This is a genomic window from Caulobacter sp. X (genome assembly GCF_002742635.1).
Classification (GTDB): domain Bacteria; phylum Pseudomonadota; class Alphaproteobacteria; order Caulobacterales; family Caulobacteraceae; genus Caulobacter.
Map to the genome: position 1 here is coordinate 1,621,835 of NZ_PEGF01000002.1, position 20,198 is coordinate 1,642,032.

Annotated in this window: 18 protein-coding genes; 12 read left to right on the forward strand and 6 right to left on the reverse strand. The window is 68.6% G+C overall.

All coding sequences use genetic code 11. From position 1 onward, the window contains the following. Nucleotides 1-62 precede the first annotated feature (62 nt). Genes CSW60_RS20120 through CSW60_RS20135 form a run of 4 tightly spaced genes read left to right on the forward strand, consistent with a single transcriptional unit; the run spans nucleotide 63 to nucleotide 4,154 of the window. Entirely contained in the window at nucleotides 63-1,481 is a 1,419-nt protein-coding gene (locus CSW60_RS20120) for a Do family serine endopeptidase (RefSeq protein ID WP_099538916.1), read from the forward strand. A 38-nt stretch (nucleotides 1,482-1,519) separates the two neighbouring features. Next, nucleotides 1,520-2,821, forward strand: a complete 1,302-nt coding sequence (locus CSW60_RS20125) for a replication-associated recombination protein A (RefSeq protein WP_099538917.1) — start codon at nucleotides 1,520-1,522, stop codon at nucleotides 2,819-2,821. Beyond that, on the forward strand, nucleotides 2,818-3,633 hold the full coding sequence (locus CSW60_RS20130) for an RluA family pseudouridine synthase (RefSeq protein ID WP_099538918.1): 816 nt from the start codon (nucleotides 2,818-2,820) through the stop codon (nucleotides 3,631-3,633). The genes CSW60_RS20125 and CSW60_RS20130 overlap by 4 nt, the downstream gene beginning before the upstream one ends. A gap of 11 nt (nucleotides 3,634-3,644) precedes the next feature. Beyond that, nucleotides 3,645-4,154, forward strand: a complete 510-nt coding sequence (locus CSW60_RS20135; RefSeq protein ID WP_099538919.1) for a hypothetical protein — start codon at nucleotides 3,645-3,647, stop codon at nucleotides 4,152-4,154. Here CSW60_RS20135 and CSW60_RS20140 read toward each other — a convergent pair. Beyond that, nucleotides 4,151-5,380 carry a hypothetical protein gene (locus CSW60_RS20140; RefSeq protein ID WP_099538920.1) on the reverse strand — a complete coding sequence of 410 codons (1,230 nt, stop codon included), beginning with the start codon at nucleotides 5,378-5,380 and terminating at the stop codon, nucleotides 4,151-4,153. The two genes, CSW60_RS20135 and CSW60_RS20140, sit on opposite strands and share 4 nt — an antisense overlap. 164 nt (nucleotides 5,381-5,544) lie before the next feature. Here CSW60_RS20140 and crcB point away from each other — a divergent pair, with 164 nt between their 5' ends. Both crcB and CSW60_RS20150 read left to right on the forward strand, forming a co-directional pair. Then, entirely contained in the window at nucleotides 5,545-5,928 is a 384-nt protein-coding gene (crcB, locus tag CSW60_RS20145) for a fluoride efflux transporter CrcB (RefSeq protein WP_099538921.1), read from the forward strand. Then, nucleotides 5,925-6,923, forward strand: coding sequence for an RluA family pseudouridine synthase (locus CSW60_RS20150; RefSeq protein ID WP_099538922.1), 999 nt, complete (start codon nucleotides 5,925-5,927; stop codon nucleotides 6,921-6,923). Before crcB ends, CSW60_RS20150 begins: the two co-directional genes overlap by 4 nt. A gap of 77 nt (nucleotides 6,924-7,000) precedes the next feature. Here the strand turns inward: CSW60_RS20150 and CSW60_RS20155 are convergent, their stop codons facing one another. Together CSW60_RS20155 and CSW60_RS20160 are read right to left on the reverse strand one after the other, a co-directional pair. After that, entirely contained in the window at nucleotides 7,001-8,218 is a 1,218-nt protein-coding gene (locus tag CSW60_RS20155; RefSeq protein WP_099538923.1) for a DUF1501 domain-containing protein, read from the reverse strand. Beyond that, nucleotides 8,215-9,657, reverse strand: a complete 1,443-nt coding sequence (locus tag CSW60_RS20160) for a DUF1800 family protein (RefSeq protein WP_099538924.1) — start codon at nucleotides 9,655-9,657, stop codon at nucleotides 8,215-8,217. Before CSW60_RS20160 ends, CSW60_RS20155 begins: the two co-directional genes overlap by 4 nt. 54 nt (nucleotides 9,658-9,711) lie before the next feature. Between CSW60_RS20160 and CSW60_RS20165 the strand changes: the two genes are divergently transcribed. The 4 genes from CSW60_RS20165 (at nucleotide 9,712) to CSW60_RS20180 (ending at nucleotide 13,717) form a co-directional block, all read left to right on the forward strand. After that, on the forward strand, nucleotides 9,712-10,437 hold the full coding sequence (locus CSW60_RS20165) for an ATP12 family chaperone protein (protein WP_099538925.1): 726 nt from the start codon (nucleotides 9,712-9,714) through the stop codon (nucleotides 10,435-10,437). Nucleotides 10,438-10,450: 13 nt separating this feature from the next. Beyond that, nucleotides 10,451-10,777 (forward strand): YnfA family protein, encoded by a 327-nt coding sequence (locus CSW60_RS20170; RefSeq protein ID WP_099539194.1) that lies wholly within the window; start codon nucleotides 10,451-10,453, stop codon nucleotides 10,775-10,777. Nucleotides 10,778-10,892: 115 nt separating this feature from the next. Beyond that, a complete protein-coding gene (locus CSW60_RS20175) occupies nucleotides 10,893-12,425 on the forward strand; it encodes an acyl-CoA carboxylase subunit beta (protein WP_099538926.1) in 1,533 nt (510 codons plus the stop codon). A 17-nt stretch (nucleotides 12,426-12,442) separates the two neighbouring features. Continuing rightward, on the forward strand, nucleotides 12,443-13,717 hold the full coding sequence (locus tag CSW60_RS20180; RefSeq protein ID WP_099538927.1) for an MgtC/SapB family protein: 1,275 nt from the start codon (nucleotides 12,443-12,445) through the stop codon (nucleotides 13,715-13,717). A gap of 10 nt (nucleotides 13,718-13,727) precedes the next feature. On the opposite strand, the gene CSW60_RS20185 is transcribed toward CSW60_RS20180, so the two are convergent. After that, a complete protein-coding gene (locus CSW60_RS20185) occupies nucleotides 13,728-14,141 on the reverse strand; it encodes a DUF1761 domain-containing protein (RefSeq protein ID WP_099538928.1) in 414 nt (137 codons plus the stop codon). Between the two features lie 161 nt (nucleotides 14,142-14,302). Here CSW60_RS20185 and metG point away from each other — a divergent pair, with 161 nt between their 5' ends. Next, nucleotides 14,303-16,012: a methionine--tRNA ligase gene (gene metG, locus CSW60_RS20190; protein WP_099538929.1), complete on the forward strand. Its 1,710-nt coding sequence runs from the start codon at nucleotides 14,303-14,305 to the stop codon at nucleotides 16,010-16,012. Between the two features lies 1 nt (nucleotide 16,013). Further along, the gene (locus CSW60_RS20195; RefSeq protein ID WP_099538930.1) at nucleotides 16,014-17,216 is read left to right on the forward strand and encodes an MFS transporter; all 1,203 of its coding nucleotides are present in this window, start codon (nucleotides 16,014-16,016) and stop codon (nucleotides 17,214-17,216) included. Here CSW60_RS20195 and cysN read toward each other — a convergent pair. Together cysN and cysD are read right to left on the reverse strand one after the other, a co-directional pair. Then, nucleotides 17,204-19,111 carry a sulfate adenylyltransferase subunit CysN gene (gene cysN, locus CSW60_RS20200; protein WP_099538931.1) on the reverse strand — a complete coding sequence of 636 codons (1,908 nt, stop codon included), beginning with the start codon at nucleotides 19,109-19,111 and terminating at the stop codon, nucleotides 17,204-17,206. The genes CSW60_RS20195 and cysN overlap by 13 nt on opposite strands. Continuing rightward, nucleotides 19,111-20,079, reverse strand: coding sequence for a sulfate adenylyltransferase subunit CysD (gene cysD, locus CSW60_RS20205; RefSeq protein ID WP_099539195.1), 969 nt, complete (start codon nucleotides 20,077-20,079; stop codon nucleotides 19,111-19,113). The genes cysN and cysD overlap by 1 nt, the downstream gene beginning before the upstream one ends. Nucleotides 20,080-20,198: the final 119 nt, after the last annotated feature.

Below are 20,198 nucleotides of genomic sequence, written 5' to 3' on the forward strand. Positions count from 1 at the left end.
TCGCCGCCTTAGACTCGCCAGAAACCTTCGGTGAGTTCGCGAGGAACCGTAAGGAGCCGTCCTTGAAGACCATGCGCAACCTTCGCGCCCTGCTGCCCGCCCTGGTCCTGCTGACCGCCTGTTCGAATCCGGCGGGGCAGTCGAACGCCCAGGCCATTCCCGACATGCCTCAGCCGACGCGCCGCGTGCCGGCGGATGCGGCGTCGATGAAACAGTCGTTCTCGCCGGTGGTGAAGAAGGCCGCGCCGGCCGTGGTCAATGTCGCCAGCCGCCGGGTGGTGCAACGCCGCGTCGATCCGTTCTGGGACTTCTTCATGGGCGGCGGGCAGGGCGGCTCTCAGGTGCAGGGCTCGCTGGGCTCGGGCGCGATCGTGCGCTCTGACGGCGTGATCATCACCAACCATCACAACATCGACGGGATGAGCGACATCACCGTCCAACTGGCCGACCGTCGCGAGTTTCCGGCCGTGGTCCTGCTGGACGACCCGCGCGCCGACCTCGCCGTGCTGAAGATCGACACCAAGGGCGAGAAGTTGCCGGTGATGGCGATCGACGACCAGGAGCAGCTGGAGGTCGGCGATCTCGTCCTGGCCATGGGCAATCCGTTCGGCGTCGGCCAGACCGTGACCAACGGCATCGTTTCGGCCCTGGCGCGGACGGATGTCGGCGCGGCCGACTTCGGCAGCTACATACAGACCGACGCGGCCATCAACCCGGGTAATTCCGGCGGTCCGCTGGTCGACATGGACGGCGACCTCGTCGGCATCAACACCTTCATCATCTCGCGCTCCGGCTCGTCCAGCGGCGTCGGCTTCGCGATTCCCGCGCGAGTCGTTCGCCAGGTGGTGGGCGCCGCGCTAGGTGGCGGCCACAGCATCGTGCGGCCCTGGCTGGGCGTGAAGGGCCAGGCCGTCAACGGCGAGATCGCCAAGAGCCTGGGCATGACCGCGCCGCGCGGCGTGCTGGTGGCGCAGGTCTATCCTGGCTCCTCGGCCGATCGCGCCGGCTTGAAGGAAGGCGACGTGATCCTCTCGATCGACGGCCAAGCCGTGAACGACGAGGGCGGCGGCGCCTTCGCCATCGGCACCCACAAGCTGGGCGACCGCGTGCCGATGCAGATCCGCCGCGGCGATCGCGAGCAGACCATCACGGTCCGCGCCGACGCCGCCCCCGAGACGCCGCCGCGCGACGAGCGCACCCTGTCGGGCAACAACCCGTTCAACGGTGCGACGGTGCTGAACCTCTCGCCAGCGGTGGCTCAGGACCTCGGCGTCGATCCGTTCGCGGGGCGCGGCGCGCTGGTCAGCAAGATCGGCCCCGGCTACGCCGGCAACTGGATGCGCCCCGGCGACTTCGTCCGCAGCGTCAACGGCCGGCAGATCAACACCGTCGCCGACCTCGCCTCGGCTATTGCCGGGCGCGCGGCGGGCTGGAACGTCACCATCGAACGCGGCGGTCAACTGATCCAGGCGCGGTTCTAGGTTTGGGTTCGGGGCCGGCCGCCTGCTAGAAGAGTCGTATGTCCGATCTCTTCCAGGCCGCCGGCCTGACGCCCCACGCTCCGGCCCCGCTGGCCGACCGTCTGCGACCCCAGAGCCTCGACGAGGTTGTGGGCCAGCAGCATCTGCTGGGCCCCGAGGGGCCCATCGGTCGTATGGCGGCGGCGCATCGCCTGGCCTCGATGATCCTGTGGGGACCGCCGGGCACGGGCAAGACCACCATCGCCCGCCTGCTGGCCAAGGCCGGCGGCTATGAGTTCCAGCAGATTTCGGCGGTGTTTTCGGGCGTCGCCGACCTGAAGAAGGCCTTCGAGCAGGCCCGAGCCCGGCGCATGGCCGGCCAGAGCACCCTGCTGTTCGTCGACGAGATCCACCGCTTCAACCGCGCCCAGCAGGACGGCTTTCTGCCGTTCGTGGAGGAGGGGATCGTCACCCTGGTCGGCGCCACGACCGAGAACCCCTCGTTCGAGCTGAACAGCGCCTTGCTGTCGCGCTGCCAGGTGTTCGTGCTCAAGCGCCTGAACGAGGACTCGCTGGAGCAGCTTCTCCAGCGCGCCGAAGCCGCCGAGAACCGCCCGCTGCCGGTCGACGCCGAAGCGCGTTCGGCCCTGGTCGCCATGGCGGATGGCGACGGTCGCTATCTGCTGACCCTGGCCGAGACCCTGTTCTCGATCGGAACCGACAGCCCGCTGAACCCGACCCAACTGGGCCAGTTCCTGCAGAAGCGCCGCCCGGCCTACGACAAGGACCGCGAGGAGCACTACAACCTCATCTCGGCCCTGCATAAGTCGGTGCGCGGCAGCGATCCCGACGCGGCCCTCTACTGGCTGGCGCGGATGCTGGAGGGCGGCGAGGACCCGCTGTTCATCGCCCGCCGCCTGGTGCGGATGGCGTCCGAGGACATCGGCGCGGCCGATCCGCTGTCCCTGCTGCTGACGACGGCGGCCAAGGACGCCTACGACTTCCTGGGATCGCCGGAGGGCGAGCTGGCCCTGGCCCAGGCCGTGGTCCACATGGCCAGCGCGCCCAAGTCGAACGCCGTCTACACCGCCTACAAGGCCGCCCGCCGCGCGGCCAAGGAGACCGGCAGCCTGATGCCGCCGTCGCACATCCTCAACGCGCCGACCAAGCTGATGAAGTCGCTCGGCTATGGCGACGGCTACGCCTACGACCACGACGTCGAGGGCGGCGTCTCGGGCCAGAACTACTTCCCGGACGGCATGGAGCGCCGGCGCTTCTATGAGCCCAAGCCGGTCGGCGCCGAGGCCAAGGTGCGCGAGCGCTTGGAAGCCTGGGGCAAGGTGCGTAAGGACGGCAAATGAGCAATCCCAAGTTTCGCCGTCCTCCCGGCGTCGCCAAGCCCAAGGCCGTCGATTGTCCGATCAACCTGACGCCTGACGAGATCGCGGCGGCGCAATCCTGGGTGCTGTACGAGGACGAGGCGATCATCGTGCTGGACAAGCCGGCGGGCCTGTCCAGCCAGGGCGGCCGGATCAAGGCGCACACGCTGGACGATCTGCTTTGGGCGTTCGCCAAGCCGGGCAAGGCCCGGCCTCGGCTGATCCACCGTCTGGACCGCGACACCTCGGGCGTGATCCTGACGGCCAAGACCAAGCCGGGCGCGGCCTTCCTGGGCGAGGCCATGATGGCCAAGCGCTTTCGCAAGAGCTACCTGGCCATCGTCGCGCCCGGCGCGCCGGAGCCCAAGGGCGGCATGATCGACAGCCCGCTGCGTCGCGAATCGATCGGCCGCGAGGCCTATATGCGGGTCTGCGCGCCCGACCATCCAGAGGCCGAGACCGCCCGCAGCCGCTATCGTACGCTGGCGTCCAATGCGACCGCCGCCTTGGTCGAGCTTTCGCCGGACACCGGCCGCATGCACCAGTTGCGTGTCCACATGGCCTCGATCGGCCGGCCGCTCGCGGGTGACAGCCGCTACGGCGGAGCGCTGATGCTGGGCGGCGTGGCCGTCCCGCGCCTGATGCTGCACGCGTCCAGGCTGACCTTCCCGCATCCCCTGGGCGCCGAGCGCAAGATCACGGCCCCGCTTCCGTCGGATTTCATCGCGATGCTTGAAGCGTTGGACCTGCCGATCCCGGAACAGCCGGCGTCGGACGCCGTTGAACAGGTCTGAAGAGGCCCGCCATGAAGATTGTCAAACCCCTCGTCGCCGCCGTCCTGTCAGGCCTGTTGCTCACCGCCTGCGCCAGCGCGCCCACGGTCTATCGCGCCCAGGCCGGCGCGCCGAACGACATCGGCTATTCGGAATATCGGCTGGAGGCGGGCCGCTATCGCGTCACCTTCCAGGGTGGGCCGGGCGCGAAGGAAGCCCAGATCGCCGACTATGCCCTGCTGCGCGCCGCCGAGCTGGCGCTACGCGATGGCTACGACTGGTTCCGGATCGCGTCTCGATCGACCTCGGCTTCCGGATACGACCGCGGACCCCGGATGTCGGTCGGCGGCGGTTCGGCCAGCTTCGGCCGCCGCACGAGCTTTGGCCTGGGTCTGGGGACGAGTTTCAACCTCGGGCCGGGACCATCCTACGCCCAGTCGATCGAGGTGGTGTTCGGGAAGGGCCCGACGCCGCGCGACCGCGACGCCTATGACGCGCGGGAAATCGTGAAGACGATTGGGTACGGACGCGGGCGGGTTTAGGCCGCCGCCTGCTTGCCCAAGGGGTAGGTCGCGCGCAGCGAGGCGTGGCTGAGGCCCGCGGTCTCGGCCGCCGCGAAATAACCCTCGGCCGGCAGACCTTGCAGGATAGTCGTGGCCGCCAGGCCGCGCGCGTCGCGACCGAAGGCCATGATGTCCATGGCGATCTTGCCGGCTTCGCCGGTCAGGTCCGAGGCGTCCAGCGCCAGACCCGCCAGGCGCGCGTCGCGCAGCACGCGCAAGGCTTCGCGATCCGGCGGCACGCGAGCGATGACGCCGTGGGTCAGGGCGCGCAGCAGGCCGACGACCTCCAGCAGGCGGCCGGCGGGCGTGCCGCGGGTGACGTCAACCAGTTCGATCATGATCCCGCCGCGCAGAAGGCCCAGCGAGAGACCGGCGGTGCCTGTGAGCAGGTCGCGGCCGCGCTGGGTGCCCAGCGTGCGGAACGAGGCCGGCAGGATCAGCTCGGGCGTATGGGGGCCTTGCGCCGAACGGGCGAAGACCGCCGCGTACTTGAGGGTCGACTCGTCGATGAAGGCCACATCGCGATCCGACAGCTTGGTCAGGGCGCGGGCCGAGGCCTGGCGTCCGCTAGCCAGGTGCGTGACCATCGGCTCGATGCGCACGGCGGTGGTGATGTTACGGCGCAGATTGACCACGTGCTCGAGCGTGAAGTCCACGCGCAGCGCGGCACCGGCGGCGGTAGTGAAGGCCACCGGGGTGCGACGGGCTTCGTCGGCCGGATCGACCGCGATGCGAACGGGAGAACGCTCGGAGTCGCGGCGCGCGCGGGCCGCCAGGATCACCGTCGGATCTATGCGCTTGCAGACGGCTTGGCCGGCTTCGACACTGACCACGGAACGGATGCCCAGGTCGGCCGGATCGGCCGCGCCCAGCAGGTGGGTCAGCACGTCCTCGAGGATGCGCACGCTGGTCGCCTGCGCGGCCAGGCCGTGCTCGTTATTGGTGGCGATCAGGAACTCGCTTTCCGAAATCCGGGCGCGCAGGTCGTTGCGGTCCAGGTGTTCGGCCAGCTTGCGCTCGACATAGGTCCAGACATCGGCGCGCTTTTGCGACCACCAGTCGCCCGCCCACATGCGGATGGTCTTGACGCTGATGACATTGACCGAGCCGCGCGCGACCAGATCCGTGCCGGCGAGGCGCTGAAGCACCGGCCCCGGAAGGGCCACGCGTTCGGTCGCGTCGGTGGATTGCTGTGGGCGGGACATGGCTCTGCGCTTTACAAATACCGCGACAAAATGCCGTCCGCGCGTTTAACGAGTGGTGACCGAATAGGGTTTCCAAAGTTGTTTACCTTGAAAGAAATCGCGTAAAATCAAGGGAACTATCTTGAGAGCTTGGCGTTGCGGGCGGCTCGGAGCATAAGACTTTCATGAACAAACTGCTTCTCGTGGCCGCCGGCGGGGCCGTCGGCTCGGTTGCGCGATATCTTGTCGGGGTGGGCGCTTTACGAACCTTCGGCCCGGGCTGGCCGTATGGAACCTTCACCGTCAATGTCGTGGGCGGTTTCCTGATGGGCTGTCTGGCCTCCTGGCTGGCCCATCGCGGGACCGTATCGAGCGAGCCCTGGCGGGTGCTGCTCGGCGTCGGCGTCATGGGCGGCTTCACCACCTTCTCGTCGTTTTCCCTGGAGACCGCGCTGATGATCCAGAAGCGCGCCTATCTGCAGGCCTTTTCCTATTCCGCCGCCAGCGTGCTTCTGTCCGTGGCGGCCCTGTTCGCGGGCCTTCTGATCGCCCGCAGGATCTTCGCATGAGCACCCCCAAGGAAGTCCGCACCCTTTACGTCGACGCCGGCGAGGAGGGCGTGCGCCTGGATCGCTGGTTCAAGCGGCGCTGGCCGCACCTGAACCACATCCAGCTCAACAAGCTGTTCCGTTCGGGCCAGGTCCGGGTCGACGGCTCGCGCGCCAAGGCCGACACCAAGCTGGCGGCGGGCAGCCAGATCCGCGTGCCGCCGCTGCCCGACGCGCCCGATCCGGCCGACAAGAACAAGCTGTCGGCCCGCGACGTCGCCTACGCCAAGTCGCTGGTGCTGTACGAGGACGAAGAGGTCCTGGCCCTCAACAAGCCCGCGGGCCTGGCCGTACAGGGCGGCACCAAGACCACCAAGCACATCGACAAGCTGCTCAGCGCCTGGGGTGAGGGCGTCGATCGCCCGCGCCTGGTCCACCGCCTGGACCGAGACACCTCGGGCGTGCTGCTGCTGGGCAAGACGCCCAGCGCCGCCGCGCGCCTGTCGGGCGCCTTCGCCAAGCGCAAGGCGCAGAAGACCTACTGGGCGATCGTCGCGGGCAATCCTCACCCGACCGAGGGCGTGATGGAGCTGCACCTGGCCAAGCGGGGCGTCGGCGACCGTGAACTCGTCGTGCCCGCCCAGCCCAAGGATCCGGACGCCCAGCCGGCCGAGACCGAATTTGTCACCATCAGCCGCGCCGGTCCGCGCGTCACCTGGATGGCCCTTCGCCCGCACACGGGCCGCACCCACCAGCTGCGCGCCCACATGAAGGCGATGGGCCACCCGATCCTGGGCGATCCCAAGTATGGCGACGAGAAGTCCGCGCCGCTGTCGGAAGGGCTGAAGCTGCAGCTGCACGCCCGCTCGATCCTGCTGCCGCACCCCTCGGCCGGCATGCTGCACATCGAGGCGCCGCTGAGCCCCGAGATGAAGGAAGGTTTCCGCAAGTTCGGCTTCTCGGAAGACGAGGCCGAGCAGGATCCGTTCGCGCGGCGTCAGACCAAGCGGCGCTAATACGCAGCGCCGCTTGGCCCCCCACCAGGCCGCGCTATGGGGGCGTGCGCGGCCGTTCCGCCTTCGCGGGCGGGTCTCTACGCCAGACCGATCAGCGGCTTGGCGGTCTTGCTGTCTGGGAACACCTTGGTCTCCAGGATGGCGCGGTCGACGCCCATGTGCTCGGTCAGCACGCCCTTGAAGAGGCTGCGCATGTCCAGCGTCGGGGCCGTATCGCGGTTCTCGAACAGGGCGCTTTGAGCCAGGCCGGGCCAGTCGCCGACAATGCCGCCCGGCTTCAGCGCGCCGCCCAGGATCAGGCCTGTCGAGGCCGTGCCATGGTCGGTGCCGCCGGTGCCGTTGACCCGGGCGGTGCGGCCAAACTCCGTGACGGCGATCACCACGGTGTTCTTCCACTCCGCGCCCAGACCCGTGTGCAGGCCGTCCAGCACCGTATCCAGGTAAGACAGACGCGTGGCGATCAGGCTGGGCTGGCCGGCGTGGGTGTCGAAGCCGTCTAGAGAAATCACCGCGATCTGCGGTCCGCCGGGCTGGACCATGAAGCCGCCCAGCGTCGAGCCCAGCTTACGGGCGGTCTCGTCGTCTCGCCGTTTCGGACCGGCGGCCATGTTCATGCCCGGGGCAGGCGCCATGGCGGTCATGGCGCGCTGGGCCATGGCCTCGGTCTCCAACCCGCTGGCGAAGGCGGGGCCCAGCAGCGGATCGGTCTTGTAGAGGTCCTGCAGCAGGGCGGGCAGGCGCGCGCTCTCGTCGACGCCCTTGCCCGGCGACCAGCTGGCGGCCTGCACCTTGCCCCGCAGGATCAGAGGGGCGGTGCCGCCCACCGACAAACCCTCGACGGGGCGGATCGGCGCCAGGACCTCCAGCGTGCGGTTCAGCCAGCCGGTGTCCGCGCCATAGACGCCCGAAGCGCCGGTCTCCAGCACGTCCTGGGCCTCAAAGTGCGAGCGGGCCCGATCGGGACTGGCGATGGCCGGGGCGATCCGGGCCTCGCCCTTCAGGGCCAGGGCATGGACCGTCGAGAGCTCCGGATGCAGGCCGAAGGTCCCGTCCAGCTTGAGCACCTCGTCGGGCTTCATCGCGATGGACCCGCGCAGGGCCGCATAGTTCGGATCGCCCACCGGCGGCGAGACGGACAGGCCGTCCATGCCGCCCCTGCAGATGACGACGACCAGCTTCTTCTTGGCCAGGTCGCCCTCGGAGGCGGCGAAAGCCTGGCCGCCCAGGAAGGTCACGCCGATGCCAAGGCTGGCGCCCAGGCCCAGCAGCGAACGGCGGTTCAGTTGAGCGTTCATCGGCGTTGGAACTCCGGGCTCATCAGGAGAAGGGCGAAGGCCTCCCGGCGGGTCTCCGCCCGCGAGACGGCCTTGGCGACGGCGGGCGTCAGGCGCGCGCCCAGAGCCTCGGCCGCGAGGGCGTTCGGATCGGTGCGGTCGGCGACGACGGCGGCAAAGCCTTGCGCCCACTGCATGCGCTTGATCAGGGCGTCCGGCGCGGCCCAGGTTTGGGCGTCTTCCGCCCAGCCCTTGGGCGAGGGGGCGGAGAAGGGCTTCTGGCCCAGGCCCGTCAGGATCGGCGCCAGCCGCTCGATCGCCGACGGCTCGGCGCCGATCAGCCGCCAGGTCGACAACGTGTACTCGTAAGGCGTCTTGAACTTGGCTGGGGTGGGGTCCCAGGCCTCGGGGCTCTCGATCAGCGCCTGGGCGACTTTGGCGAGATCGCCGCCGGTCTGCATCCAGCGCCGCTCCAGTCGCTCAGTGAGGGAAGGCGGCGGCGCATCCGAGACGAAGTGGCGGGCGATCTTGCCGCAGACGTGGCGCGCGGTATGCGGGTCGGCGGCCAAGTCGCTCAACACGGCCAGGCCTTGCTTCATGCCCTGCCGCCCGTAGTGGCGGCCCATGATCGTGCGGGCGCCCGGCTCGTGCGCGGCTTCGCGGAACACGAACTGGCCCGCGCGGTCTTCGTTGTCGCGACCGATCGAGAAGCCGGTCAGGGCGCGGGCGAATTCGGTGACGTCGGCCTGGCTGTAGCCGGCGTCAACGCCCACGGTGTGTAATTCCAGGATCTCGCGGGCCAGGTTCTCGTTGAGCCCCGCCTTGCCGTTCCCGCGCCGCGCCGCAGAGCCCGCCGCCTGGCTGTTGGGACCGATCGACGGCGCCTGGTCCAGATAGGTCAGCATGGCTGGGTGTGTCGAGGACGCCACCAGCAGGTTCTCGAAACTGCTGAACACGTACGGCCGGATCGCCTCGCGCTCGAACGGGTCGATCAGCACCGAGGTGACCTCCTTGGTCGCCGAGACGGTGAAATGATTGGCCCAGAACAGCGCCCAGCGCTCGCGGAAGGCCGCGTCGGTGTTGGTCGCCAGCCGCGCCCGCGCCAGGAAGTCGGCGCCGACCTTGTCGCGCAGCATGCGCTGAGCGTCCTGGACCGCCGGGTCCTTGGCGGCCTGGTCGCCCTGGCCGTCCCGCCGGTCGCGCGCCATCTTCCGCAGTTGCTGCACCTGGCGCATCTGGTCGAAGCGCTGGGCCGAGGTCTCGCCGCCGTCCTGCGGCAGGTCGGCGCCTTCGCGGCGGATCTGAGCGGTCAGGAAGCCTTTCGGGTCGGCCTGGGCGGCTTCGATCTCGCCGGGGCGGGCGCCGAGGCCGAAACGGGTGACCGCGATGGCGGCCATCATGTCCTTGCTGGGCAAGCTCAACAGCCGCTCTCCCTTGCGCGACGACGTGACATTGCCCATTCAACGCGGGTTCGCCGCCGTTCCGTCGCGCGCGGCCCGAAAAACGAGTTTCCCGTGTCCGACAAAGCCGAGCTGCTGCTGAAACCCAAGCGCTTCTACAAGGCCGCCGCCGCCGCGCCGACAGAGGGCGGCTTCGCCGTCCAGCTGGACGGCCGCACGCCCAAGTCGCCGGCCAAGAAGCCGCTGGTCCTGCCGACGAAGGCGCTCGCGGACCTGGTCGCGGCCGAGTGGGAAGCGCAGGTCGAGTTCATCGACAACAGCCTGATGCCCGCCACGCGCCTGGCCTTCACCGCCATCGACCGGGTCTCCGAGACCCGCGCCGAGGTCGCCAGGGAGATCACCGCCTACGCCGCGTCCGATCACCTTTGCTACCGCGCCGAGAGCCCCAAGGCCCTGGTCGAGCGGCAGGAGCGGGAGTGGGGCGCGATCCTGGAGTGGGCCAAGGCCGAGCATGGCCTGGCGTTCACGCCGGTCGCCGGGATCATCCACCAACCGCAACCGTCCTCGACCCTGGCCTCGGTGGAGGCTCTGGCGCTCACGCTGGACGATTTCACCCTGACGGGCGCGGCCTTCGCCGCCGGCCTGTTCGGCTCGACCGTACTGGCGCTGGCCGTCCGCGCCGGTCGCCTGACGGGCCAGCGGGCCCTGGATCTCTCCCGTCTCGACGAGATCTACCAGGCCGAGCAGTGGGGCGAGGACGCCGAGGCCAAGGCGCGCGCCGAGGCGCTGGCGGTCGAGGCGGCGATGATCGAACGCTGGTTCGCGGCGCTGAGAGCCTAAGGGAAGGGCGGTGATCCGGACCCTCGCGATCTACGCCCTGGCGGCGTTCGCCGAGATCGGCGGCTGCTTCGCCTTCTGGGCTTGGCTGCGCCTGGGCCGGTCGCCGTGGTGGGCCGGGGCGGGCGCCTTGTCGCTGATCGCCTTCGCCCTGCTGTTGACGCGGATCGACACCAGCGTCGCCGGCCGCGCGTTCGCCGCCTATGGCGGGATCTACATCCTGGCCTCGATCGTCTGGATGCGCCTGGTGGAAGGCGCGCGGCCCGATCGCTGGGACCTGCTTGGCGGCGCGGTTTGCCTGATTGGCGCGGGGATCATCCTCTTCGCTCCGCGAACGAACTGAAAAGCTATGCTGCGCTGCCGCAAGGTCCGCCTTGCGCCAAGGCTCCGCCCTCGCTACGCCTGCTGCCAAAGGCGGAACGCCGCCATCGAATAAGTCCGGGCAGGGGAGTACGCGCGTGCAGCACATTCTCGAGGAACTCGAACGTCGTCGCGAGCAGGCCAAGGCCGGCGGCGGCGAGAAGCGCGTCGCCGCCCAGCACGCCAAGGGCAAGCTGACCGCCCGCGAGCGGATCGACCTGCTGCTGGACGAGGGCTCCTTCGAAGAGTTCGACATGTTCGTCGAGCACCGCTGCGCCGACTTCGGCATGCAGGACCAGAAGGTGCCGGGCGACGGCGTCGTGACCGGCTGGGGCACGATCAACGGCAAGGTCGTCTACGTCTTCTCCAAGGACTTCACGGTTTTCGGCGGCAGCCTGTCGGGCGCGCACGCGGCCAAGATCGTCAAGGTCCAGCGTCAGGCCATGAAGGTCGGGGCGCCGGTGATCGGCCTGTTCGACGCCGGCGGCGCGCGGATCCAGGAGGGCGTCGACAGCCTGGCCGGCTATGCCGACATCTTCCTCGAGAACGTAATGGCCTCGGGCGTGGTGCCGCAGATCAGCGTGATCATGGGCCCCTGCGCCGGCGGCGACGTCTATTCGCCCGCCATGACCGACTTCATCTTCATGGTGAAGGACACGAGCTACATGTTCGTCACCGGCCCGGACGTCGTGAAGACCGTCACCAACGAGGTGGTCACGGCCGAGGAGCTGGGCGGGGCTCGCGTCCACGCCGCCAAGTCGGGCGTGGCCGAAGGCGCGTTCGAGAACGATCTGGAGGCCCTGACCCAGGTGCGCCGCCTGGTCGACTTCCTGCCGTCGTCCAACCGCGAGCCGGCGCCCGAGCGCGACAGCTTCGACGAGGCGTATCGCGAGGAAATGAGCCTCGACACCCTGATCCCGGCCGACCCGACCAAGCCCTACGACATGAAGGAGCTGATCCTGAAGGTCGTCGACGAGGCCGACTTCTTCGAGATCTCCAGCGAGTGGGCCAAGAACATCATCTGCGGCTTCGCCCGCATGGACGGCGAGACGGTGGGCGTGGTCGCCAACCAGCCCCAGGTGCTGGCCGGCGTGCTGGACATCGACTCCAGCCGCAAGGCCGCGCGTTTCGTGCGCTTCTGCGACGCCTTCAACATCCCGATCATCACCTTCGTCGACGTGCCGGGCTTCATGCCGGGGACCAAGCAAGAGTACGGCGGCCTGATCAAGCACGGCGCCAAGCTGCTGTTCGCCTATGCCGAAGCCACCGTGCCGAAGATCACCGTCATCACCCGCAAGGCCTATGGCGGCGCCTATGACGTGATGAGCTCCAAGCACCTGCGCGGCGACTTGAACTACGCTTGGCCGACCGCCGAGATCGCGGTGATGGGCGCCAAGGGCGCGGTGGAGATCATCTTCCGCCAGGAGGCCAAGGACCCCGAAGCCCTGGCCGCCCGCGAGGCCGAGTACAAAAACGCCTTCGCCAATCCGTTCGTCGCCGCCCAGCGCGGCTATATCGACGACGTGATCATGCCCCACGGCACCCGCCGCCGGATCGTGCGGGGCCTGAAGAGCCTTAAGGGCAAGGAACTCTCCAACCCCTGGAAGAAGCACGATAACATTCCGCTGTAGTCGCGGAGGTTTGGCCCTTGTCGGAATGGATCCAGGCCCTGTCGCCTTTCGCCGGCGTCGGCCTGGCCTTCGCGCTGGGGCTGTTGATCGGCGTCGAGCGCGGCTGGTCGCACCGGATGGAGCCGGACGGCTCGCGTGTCGCGGGCATCCGCACCTTCGCCCTGCTGGGCTTGGCCGGCGGCGTGGCGGGGGAGGCGACCGCGCGCGTGTCGCCGCTGATCGGCGCGGCGATCCTGATCGCGGCGGCGGCGGCCCTGCTGATCGGCTACGCTCGCGCGGCGGCCAAGGACGACCTTAGCGCCACCACCACGGTTGTCGGCATCATCACCCTGGGCCTCGGCGCCCTGGCGGCGGCCGGGCAGTGGACTCTGGCCTGCGTGCTGGCGGCTTTGACCACGCTGATCCTCGCGCAACGCAAAAGGCTACACGAGTGGGTCGAAGGGCTGAGCGAGATCGAGCTCCAGGCCATCGTTCGCTTCGCCCTAATCTCGCTGGCGATCCTGCCACTGCTGCCCAACCGCGAATTCGGGCCAATGAACGCCTGGAACCCTCGCGAGATCTGGATGGTGGTTGTGCTGGTCTCGGGCCTGTCGCTGATCGGTTATGCCGCGAGCCGGAAGCTGGGCGCGGAGCGGGGCGTGCTGGCGACGGCGGCCGTCGGGGCCGTGGTCTCCTCGACCGCCGTCACCGCCGCCATGGCCGCGCGGATCCGCAAATCGGACGGCGATACGGCGGTGCTGACGGCGGGCATCGCCTTGGCCTCGACGGTCATGGTGACGCGCGTCCTGGTCCTGGTTGCGCTGCTGGCGCCGTTCGCCCTGGCGCCGCTGGCCCTGGTGGTTGTTCCGGCTGGACTGGTCGGCGCGGCCTATGTCGCCTGGGCCCTGCGCCATCCGGCGGCGAGCGTCGAGGGACCGGCGCCCATCGTGCGCAACCCGTTCGACCTGGGGCCCGCGCTGATGCTCGCCGCCCTCGTGATGGTCATTTCGCTGGCGGGTCGATGGGCCATGCAGGCGTTCGGCCATGCGGGCCTCGCCACGGTCCTGGGCATTTCCGGCATGGTCGACGTCGACGCCGCCATCATCGCCATGAGCCGACTGCCGGCCGGAACACTTAGCCCTAAGCTCGCCGGCCTGATCCTGGCCGCGCCGATCCTCGCCAACACCCTGGTCAAGGCGGGCCTAGCCTATGCGATCGCCAGGGGCTCGGCGGGGATGAGGGCGGCTGCGCCGCTCGTGGCGACGGCGGTGGTGGGGCTGGCGGGCGTCGTGGTGTTGGCGGTGGCGTTCTAGCCCCTGCGGTTCACTCCGCCTTGGGCGCGCGCCTCAAGCCGCTCAGTAGAGCGCCGAGCAACGCGTAGGACACCACCTGATAGCCGCCGTCGATCAACAGCAGCGCAAGAGGACCCGCCGCATAGATGTAGTTCAGGGCCGACACGGTCGCGCCGAAGAACAGGCCGATGAAGGCGCCCAGCTTGGCGCCGGCCAGCCAGCCGCGGGTTCCCAGGCGGCGCATGGCGAGATCCAGCGCCAGCAGGATCAGCAGCATGTTCACGACGCCCAGCGCCATCCGCCACTCCTGGCCGACGAAATCGGTCTCGGTCAGGCCCATGGCCTGGGCCCAGACGGCGCTGAACAGATTGCCGTACCAGACGATCCCGAAGATCTGCCCGGCGACGAGCGCGGCCACGAGGCCGATCCAGTTCACGGATTTCATGGGCGTTTCCCCAAATGCGGACCTCGCTCGGTCCCTCTTTCGCAAGGCTGCGCCCGATAACGATGTTCGGTCAACGGGCGAGAGCTTTCGTTTCACGGCCGGTCCTTCTATATGCGGACGCTTCTTTGCTTCGTCCGACTTGCCCGAAAGGCCGCGCCCGCATGGCTCGCATCCTGATCACCTCGGCCCTGCCGTACATCAACGGCATCAAGCACCTGGGGAATCTGGCGGGGTCGATGCTGCCGGCCGACGTCTATGCGCGCTTCCAGCGGGCTCGCGGCCACGAGACGCTCTACATCTGCGCCACCGATGAGCATGGGACTCCCGCGGAACTCGCGGCGGCCGCCGCCAACCAGGACGTCGCCACCTACTGCGCCGAGCAGCACGTGCTGCAGCACGACGTGGGCCGGGCCTTTGGCCTGTCCTGGGATCATTTCGGCCGGTCCTCGTCGCCGCAGAACCATCGCCTGACCCAGCACTTCTGCCAGGCTTTGGAGGACCACGGCCTGATCGAGGAGCGGGTCGACCAGATGGTCTATTCGGTCGACGACAAGCGCTTCCTGCCCGACCGCTACGTCGAAGGCACGTGCCCGCACTGCGGCTTCGAGAAAGCGCGCGGCGACCAGTGCGACAACTGCGGCAACCTGCTGGACCCCACCGACCTGATCAATCCGTACTCGGTGATCTCGGGCTCGCGGAACATCGAGGTGCGCGACACCAAGCACCTGTACCTGCTGCAGACCAAGATGCAGGACAAGATCCGCGCCTGGGTCGACAGCCACGCCGACTGGCCGCCGCTGGCGCGGTCGATCGCCTACAAGCACCTGGACGAGGGCCTGATCGACCGCGGCATCACCCGCGACCTAGCCTGGGGGATCCCCGTGGCCAAGGACGGAATTCCGCGTCCGGGCTTCGAGGACAAGGTCTTCTACGTCTGGTTCGACGCTCCGATCGAATACATCGCCGCCACCCAGGAGTGGGCCGAAGGCGCGCCCGATCGCGACTGGAAGCGCTGGTGGCGCACCGACGAGGGCGCGGACGACGTCCGCTACGTCCAGTTCATGGGCAAGGACAACGTCGCGTTCCACACGGTCAGCTTCCCGGCGACCATCCTCGGCTCGGAAGAGCCGTGGAAGAGCGTCGACATGCTGAAAGCCTTCAACTGGCTGAACTGGTACGGCGGCAAGTTCTCGACCAGCAACAAGCGCGGCGTCTTCATGGACGCGGCCCTCGATATCCTGCCGCCCGACCTCTGGCGCTGGTACCTGACAGCCAATTCGCCGGAAGGCAGCGACACGGCCTTCACCTGGGAGCAGTTCGCCAGCGCCGTGAACCGCGACCTGGCCGATGTGCTGGGCAACTTCGTCAACCGCATCCTGAAGTTCACCGAGAGCAAGTTCGACGGCGTCGTGCCCGAGGGCGGCCAGCCCGGCCCGCTGGAGGAGAAGCTGTTCGCCGATGTCTCGGCGCGTCTCGCCGATCTCGCCGAACAGATGGACGCCATCGAGATCCGCAAGAGCGCCCAGGCGCTGCGGGCCCTTTGGGTGGTCGGCAACGAGTACCTGCAGGAGGCCGCGCCGTGGACCGCGATCAAGACCGATCGCGACCGCGCCGCCGTCATCGTCCGCACCGCCCTGAACCTGGCGGCTCTCTACGCCAAGATCTCGGCCCCGTTCATCCCGTTCGCGGCCGAGAAGATCAGCGAGGCCTTTGGCCTGGACTTCCCGGCGGCCTGGCCCTCGGACGACGCGGCCGCCGAACTGTCCAAGCTGACGGTCGGCCAAGCGATCACGGTCCCTGACGTCCTCTTCAAGAAGATCGACGACGACCAGATCGCCGAATGGACGGCCCGCTTCGGCGGCGCGGAATAGGGTGACCGCGGGGGCGGACAGTCGGACGGACGGAAAGGGGCTACCGACCCTCGTCCGGCTCTGCCTGTTCTACGCCTCGCTGTTCCTGGTCTCGGGCGTCAGCCTGCCTTACGCGGGGACTTTCCTGCGCGATCGCGGCATGAGCGGCGGGGCCATTGGCCTCATCTTGGCCGTGCCGCTGCTGCTGAAGCCCTTCACGGGGCCGGTGCTGGCGGTCTGGGCCGACGGCTTCAAGCTGCGGCGCACGCCGATGGTGCTGCTGATGATCGGGGCGGGCCTGGGCTATGCGGGCCTTCTGGCGGGCTATAACCTATTCTGGCTGATCCTGGCCTGGTTCGTCGGCCAGACTCTGATGTCGACCGTCTCGCCGCTGATCGACGTGATCACCCTGCGCCGGGCGCGGGTCGAGGGCTTCAACTACGGCCTGGCGCGCGGCACGGGGTCCAGCGCCTTCATCGCCGCCAACCTGCTGATGGGCGCGATCCTGACCTTCGCGGCGCCGACCATCATCGCCCAGTGGATCGTCGCGACCTGCTTCGTCGGGGCCTTGGCGGCCGCCTGGCTGGTGCCGCCCGAAAGGGTTCACGCCGAGGGCGCCAAGCCCGACCGCGCCGAACGCTGGAAGGGGCTGGGCGACCTGATGCGCAACCGCACCTTCGTGCTGGCGGTGGTCACGGCCGGCCTGATCCAGGGCGCGCACGCCTTCTACTACGGCTTCTCGGCCATCCTCTGGCGCAAGCAGGGCATATCCGAGCCGATGATCGGCGTGCTGTGGGGCGTGGGCGTCGCCGTCGAGGTGGGCTTCATGTTCTTCCTTGAGCCCCTGCGCCGTCGCTGGGGACCCGAGCGGTTCCTGATCCTCGGCGCCCTGGCGGCGGTGGTCCGCTGGACGGCCTACGCCTTCCAGCCGCCGCTGTGGGCGCTGTTCCCGCTGCAGGGGCTGCACGCCCTGACCTTCGCCGCCTCGTTCCTGGCGTCGCTGCGCCTGATCGAGAAGCTAGCGCCGCCCGCCGCGGCCTCGCCGGCCCAGGCGATCAACTCGGCCCTATCGTCAGGCTTTACGCTCGGCATAGCGACCCTGGCCTCGGGGCCTCTATTTGATGCCTTGGGCGCGTTCGGCTACCTCGCCACGGCGGGCATGGCCGGGCTCGGACTGATCGGCGCGATCGTCCTGGCTCGCCGATCACGCCATCAGATCGTGTAGTCGACTTCCTGGCCCTCGAGCCACGCCACGATCTGCTCGGCCGCTTCGACGGGATCGATCGCTGTGGTGTCGATCCGCAGTTCGGGGCTTTCCGGCGCTTCATACGGGCTGTCGACGCCGGTGAAGTTCTTCAGCTGGCCCGAGCGGGCCTTCTTGTAGAGACCCTTGACGTCCCGCGCCTCGGCCACCGCCAGGGGCGTGTCGACGAAGACCTCGATGAACTCGCCGGGCTCCAGGATATCGCGCGCCAGCTGGCGCTCGGCCCGGAACGGCGAGATGAAGGCGGTCAGCACGATCAGGCCGGCGTCGACCATCAGCTTGGCGACCTCGGCCACCCGGCGGATGTTCTCGACGCGGTCCTCCTCGGTGAAGCCGAGGTCCTTGTTCAGGCCGTGGCGGACGTTGTCGCCGTCCAGCAGATAGGTGTGGCGGCCCAGGGCGTGCAGGCGCTTCTCGACCAGGTTGGCGATGGTCGACTTGCCCGCGCCCGACAGGCCCGTCAGCCAGACCACCTGGCCGCGTTGGGCCTTCAGCGCCGCCCGCGAGACCTTGGTGACGTCGGTGTGCTGCCAATGGATGTTGTCGGCACGCCGCAGGGCGAAGTTGATCATGCCCGCCCCGACCGTGCGGTTGGAAAGCCGGTCGATCAGGATGAAGCCGCCCATCTGGCGATTGTCGGCATAGGCTTCGAACGGGATGGCCTGGTCGAGCGACAGGTTTACAAGCCCGATCTCGTTCAGCGCCAGCCGCTTGGCGGCCATATGCTCCAGCGTATTGACGTTCACCCGGTGCTTGATGTCGGTGACGCTGGCCCCGACCGTGCGGGCGCCGAGCTTCAGCAGGTAGGTCCGGCCCGGGGGCAGGGGCTCGTCGTCCATCCAGACGAGGGTGGCCTCGAACTGGTTGGCGACGGGGGCGGGGGCGTCGGCAGTCGCGATGACGTCGCCGCGCGAGATGTCGATCTCGTCCTCAAGCGTCAGGGTCACCGACTGCCCGGCCACGGCGCGATCGAGATCGCCAGGCAGGGTGACGATCCGGGCCACGCGGCTCTCGCGGCCGGAGGGCAGGGCGCGGATGCGGTCGCCCGGCTTGATCGTTCCCGAGGCGATCAGGCCCGAGAACCCTCGGAAGTCCAGGTTCGGACGATTGACCCACTGGACCGGCATGCGGAAGGGCCCCGCCTGCAGATCGTCCTCCACCTCGACGCTTTCCAGCCAGTCCATCAGGATCGGCCCTTCGAACCAGGGCGTCGCCTCGCTGCGCGTGGCGATATTGTCGCCGCCGAGGCCCGAGATCGGGATCGGCGTGAAGACGGACAGGCCGATCTGGTCGGCAAAGGCGCGGTAGTCGGCGACGATGGCGTCGAACACCGCCTGGTCCCAGCCGACCAGGTCCATCTTGTTCACCGCCAACACCACGTTCCGGATGCCCAGCAGGCTGACGAGATAGCTGTGGCGGCGGGTCTGGGTCAGCACGCCCTTGCGCGCGTCGATCAGGATCACGGCCGCGTCGGCGGTCGAGGCGCCGGTGACCATGTTGCGCGTGTACTGCTCGTGGCCGGGGGTGTCGGCGACGATGAACTTGCGCTTCTCGGTCGAGAAGAAGCGGTAGGCGACGTCGATGGTGATGCCCTGCTCGCGCTCGGCGGCCAGGCCGTCGACCAGCAGGGCGAAGTCGATCGCCCCGCCTTGCGTGCCGACCTTCTTGCTGTCGGCTTCGAGGGCCGCCAGCTGGTCCTCGAAGATCATCTTGCTGTCGTACAGCAGGCGGCCGATCAGGGTGGACTTGCCGTCGTCGACGCTGCCGCAGGTGATGAAGCGCAGCAGCGACTTGTGCTGGTGCTGGTGCAGGTAGGCGTCGATATCCTCGGCGATGAGAGCGGACTGGTGCGCCATCAGAAGTAGCCCTCCTGCTTCTTCTTCTCCATCGAGGCGGATTGGTCATGGTCGATGACCCGTCCTTGCCGCTCGCTGGTGGTGGTCAGCAGCATTTCCTGGATGACCTGGGGCAGGGTGGCGGCGGTGCTCTCGACGGCGCCGGTCAGCGGGTAGCAGCCCAGGGTGCGGAAGCGGACGCTCTTCATCTGCGGGGCTTCGCCGTCGCGCAGGCGGAAGCGCTCGTCGTCGACCATGATCAGCGCGCCGTCGCGCTCGACCACCGGTCGCTCGGCCGCGAAGTACAGCGGCACGATCGGGATGTTCTCCAGGTGGATGTACTGCCAGACGTCCAGCTCGGTCCAATTGGAGATCGGGAAGACGCGCAGGCTTTCGCCCGGATGCTTTCGGGTATTGTAGAGGTTCCAGAGCTCCGGGCGCTGGTTCTTCGGGTCCCAGCGATGCTCGGCCGAGCGGAACGAGAAGACCCGCTCCTTGGCGCGACTCTTTTCTTCGTCGCGGCGGGCGCCGCCGAAGGCCGCGTCGAAGCCGTATTTGGTCAGGGCCTGCTTGAGGCCTTCCGTCTTCCAGAGGTCTGTGTGGAGGGCGCTGCCGTGGTCGAACGGGTTGATGCCACGGGCCTCGGCGTCGGGGTTCTTGTGAACGATCAGGTCAAAGCCCAGCTCCGAGGCGATCCGATCGCGCAGGGCGTACATGTCCCGGAATTTCCAGGTCGTGTCGACGTGCAGCAGCGGGAAGGGCGGTCTGCTGGGATAGAACGCCTTGGCGGCCAGGTGCAGCATCACCGCGCTGTCCTTGCCGATCGAGTACAGCATGACCGGCCGCTCGCACTCGGCCGCCACCTCGCGCAGGATGTGGATGCTCTCGGCCTCCAGGCGCTGGAGGTGCGTCAGGCGGGCCGGCGAGATCTGAGTCGTCGTCATCGGTTCCGGCGGAAGCGCTGTGGGTGCGAATTCGGTAAGGGCCAAGGCGAGGTTCCGCAAAGGGAAAATGTCCGTACGCCTTCCTGGATGGGAAAGACGTCGAACCTGTGGTGCGACCTAGGCCCGGCGAGCGGCGGCGGCAACGCCGGAAATCTGGAGGCGCT